The sequence below is a fragment of the Veillonella parvula genome (assembly GCF_032575955.1).
GTDB lineage: Bacteria > Bacillota > Negativicutes > Veillonellales > Veillonellaceae > Veillonella > Veillonella parvula_J.
On the sequence record NZ_JAWFXN010000022.1, the window covers coordinates 1 to 3913 of the forward strand.

At 38.9% G+C, this 3913-nt stretch carries 2 protein-coding genes and 1 rRNA gene; all 3 read left to right on the forward strand.

Translation table 11 applies throughout. From position 1 onward, the window contains the following. Positions 1-2465 (forward strand): YadA-like family protein (locus E7L28_RS09760; protein ID WP_316711643.1); only part of this gene is annotated, 2465 nt, incomplete at its 5' end. A gap of 90 nt (positions 2466-2555) precedes the next feature. Continuing rightward, on the forward strand, positions 2556-3305 hold the full coding sequence (locus E7L28_RS09765; RefSeq protein ID WP_316055615.1) for a hypothetical protein: 750 nt from the start codon (positions 2556-2558) through the stop codon (positions 3303-3305). A 543-nt stretch (positions 3306-3848) separates the two neighbouring features. Next, a 16S ribosomal RNA gene (locus E7L28_RS09770) occupies positions 3849-3913 on the forward strand; the annotation flags it as partial.

A 3913-nucleotide genomic window follows, 5' to 3' on the forward strand; every position in this document is an offset into this window, starting at 1 on the left:
TATCCGAAAACGGTAAGTTGAATGTTAAACTTGCAAAAGATTTAACAGGCTTGAACAGCGTAACAACTGGTCAAACAACAATCAACAACAATGGCTTGACAATTGGTGGTAATACATTTGTTACAAACAATGGTTTCAATGCAAACAATACACAAATCAAAAATGTTAAAGCTGGTACAGAAGATAGTGATGCTGTCAACCTTAAACAATTGAATGAAGTAAAAGCTGCGTCCGATACTAAGGTAAAAGCCGGTAAGAATATCAATGTTGAGCAAGAACTTGATAAGATTACAAACGCTAAGACTTTCACAGTGGGCTTGAAAGACACAGTAACATTGGGCTCCGGTAGCACATCAGTTCATTTCGATGGTACAACAGGTATCATTAGAGCCGGCGAAGGTTCTAATGCTGTAAATATCAATGGTACAAACGGTACTATCAACTCCGGTAAGGTGACTATCAATGGTGGTTCCGGTACTGTTAACGATTTGACTAACAGAACTTGGGATCCTAATAAGATCACTAACGGTCAGGCTGCAACAGAAGATCAATTAAAAGTTGTAGACAACAAAATTGATAAGAACACTGAAAACTTGACTAAGAAAGGCTTGAACTTCAAAGGTGACTCCGGAGATAAAATTCATAAAGATCTTGGCGATACATTGAATGTTACTGGTGGTGAAGCTGATAAATCCAAACTTTCAAACGGTAATATCGGCGTAGTTAATGAAAACGGCAACTTGAACGTTAAACTCGCTAAGAACCTTAAAGGTCTTGATTCCGTAACTGTTGGTTCCGATCCAAACAAACAAGTTGTTCTTGATGATAAGGGCGTATCTGTAGGCGGTAAAACATACATTTCTAACGAAGGCTTAAACGCAAATAATCAAAAGATTACTAACGTGGCAGCTGGTGTAAATGATACAGATGCAGTTAACGTTCAACAGTTGAAGAGCAGCATGGCTGCAGCAACTACGACAGTGAAAGCTGGCGATAGTGGCAATACAACTGTAGAAACTACAGTTAATGCAGATAAGTCTAAAACATACACTGTAGATATCAAAAAAGATTTGAACTTACGCAGTGTAACTACAACTACAGATGATCAACAACACTCTACTGTAACAAACGGTAGAGGTGTTACAAGCACTGATACATTAGGTAATAAGACGGCTCTTACTGCAGGTAATGTACAAATTACTGATGGTCAAAAGAATATGACTCAGACAACAGCTAAAGGTGTACTTGTAGATAATCCAACTAAGTCCACTGAGTTGACTGTTGACGGTGTTGTAACTACTGATAAAAAGGACAAGAGCACAAGAACAACTGCAGATGGCATGGTTGTTACATCCGGCATGGGTAGTGAAAAAGTAACTACTACTGTTAGCAGCAACGGTGTTGCAATTACTACTCCTCCAGCAGGTCAAGGTTCCCCTAAAGATGGTACTGGTGCAGTAACATTGACTAAGGACGGCTTGAACAATGGTGGCAATAAAGTTGTTAACATGGCAAGCGGTTATGGCGAAGGCGAAGATATCAACAATATCGCTGATAATAGCAGCAGCTTAACAAATGGCGCTAACATCGGCGACTTGAAGAAAGGTATCGATGGCCTTAAGAAAGCGGGCTTGGACTTTGCAGGTGATAGAGGCGAATTCCATCGTGACCTAGGTCAAAAAGTGACTGTTAAAGGTGGCGTTACTGATGAAAGCAAACTTTCCACTGCAAACAATATCGGTGTTATCTCTGACAACAACGGCAGCTTGAATGTTCGTTTGGCAAAAGATATTACTGGTATCAACTCCATTACAACTATGGATAACTCCGGTCATACAACTGTGACAAACGGTAACGGTATCACAATCAAAAATAATGGTGGTGGCAGCGTATCCTTAACAAGCTCTGGTTTGAACAACGGTGGTAATAAGATTACTAACGTGGCACCAGGCGAAATTAGCTCCACTTCTACTGATGCTGTTAATGGTTCCCAACTTAATCGTGTTGCAAACAGCATGAATAATGTTGTAAACGAAGTTCGTCAAGTTGGTGCTATGTCCTCCGCGTTGTCCGCATTGAAACCTATGGCTTATGACCCTTACGAACCTACTCAAATTATGGCAGGTTATGGTAACTACCGTGGCGACTCCGCATTGGCATTAGGCGTGGCTCATTACAAAAATGAATCCATGATGTTACATGCTGGTGTTGCTTGGGCAGGCAGCAATAGCCATATGATGGCAAATGCTGGTGTAACTTGGAAAGTAGGTAACAGAGACGGCGAAGCAGAAACTGCAGATCGTTATCGTAAAGGACCTATCAGTTCTACATATGCAATGCAACGTGAACTTGCTGCAATGAAAGCTGAAAATCAAGGATTAAAAGGTGAAGTAGCTGATTTGAAAGCTGAAAATGAACAAATGAAAGCTAATATTGCTGCAATGATGGCAAGACTAGGTTTATAATACGTTCATACTGAACATTACGGGTTGAGGATTCCCTTCTGGGAGTCCTCCCACCCGATTTAATTCGTTGATAGAAAAGAGGAATATATAATGAAAAAATCCACTTTGCTTGCTTTCACAGCGGCAGTATTATTCGGCAGTGGCGTATTCCATGTTAATGCGGCATCTGCTACATTTGATGATCCATTGCTTTTACCAAATCCGGCTAAAGCGCCTACAACAGGTTCTGTTGTATTGGTTCCTGTGGCTAGCCCTCAGGCGGTGCAAAGTATCCATGAATTTGTGAAAGCATGGGAAAATGCGGAAAAACATATTGCTTTAGCTGAAAGCAAAAAGAATAATCATCAAGCGTTAACTAAAGAAGAATCTAAATGGTTACATTCTAAAGATAAGCATAATTATGCTGATTATTTCCGTAAACATTCTTTAGGTTATGTACATGGCCAAGAAACTGCATTGAACTGGAATGGTGAAAACCGTAATAAAAACGAGTATAGCTATTACACATTCCCTAAATATGATAAGGACCAAGGTTACACAAATAGCTATGGTTACAATGTATTGCGCAGCATGGTTGATCGCATGAATGAATTGCTTCAAAAACAAAAGGCCGTTGGCGGTCCTTTGACTGATGAAGAAGCACAAGCATTGGAAGATGCTATGCTTGATATCATGGCTCAAGATCAAGAACATGTATCTAATGAAGAATTGCGTTATTACATGAACGAAGCAGTTTGGTTTGCTACAAAACAAACTGTGAAGAATATGTCTGCAGAAGAACCTTCTGTTGGGGACATGCACGAAATTAACCTTCGTGAAGCGATTCAGACAGATAACTAATTATCTATTACATATATAATTAAATCTTTATATGTATAACTTTTGTTGTATAGGGTATGCAGATGTAATACCTTATATATAAAAGTTTTTAATATGCAGTGTTGAGACGCAAATAAGGGATTCTATAAGTACACTGTTATATAGGCAAGAAGCCGCAACAGAATGCAATATGTATTCTTGTTGCGGCTTCTTTTTGCTTTAAATTCTCCTTATATGATATGTCTAAAAGAGTGATATAACTCAAGTTTCGAATCTGTAAAATTAGGCTGTGAAAGTGTGCAAAAATAATGGTAAAAATTTTCTGAAATTTGTAGTAAAATTTGTCCAAATTTTGTTGACATGAGTATATGGAAATGTTATTATATTCAAGTACCCCATATGAAGGGGCACAGATCTTTGAAAACTGAACAATGATAGGTAATCAATCATAACGATTGAACATATGCCAGAGTGCGGGTTTTGACATAGTCAAAACCATCCATAATTCAAAGTTACTTAAAAGTAACGACAACAAATAATGAGCTATTCGAATAGCTTCAAGATATCTTGGAGAGTTTGATCCTGGCTCAGGACGAACGCTGGCGGCGTGCTTAACACATGCAAGTCGA

Excerpts from the sequence above, each read along its gene's own strand:
- E7L28_RS09765 (WP_316055615.1), top strand. The coding sequence starts at position 2,556 with ATGAAAAAATCCACTTTGCTTGCTTTCACAGCGGCAGTATTATTCGGC.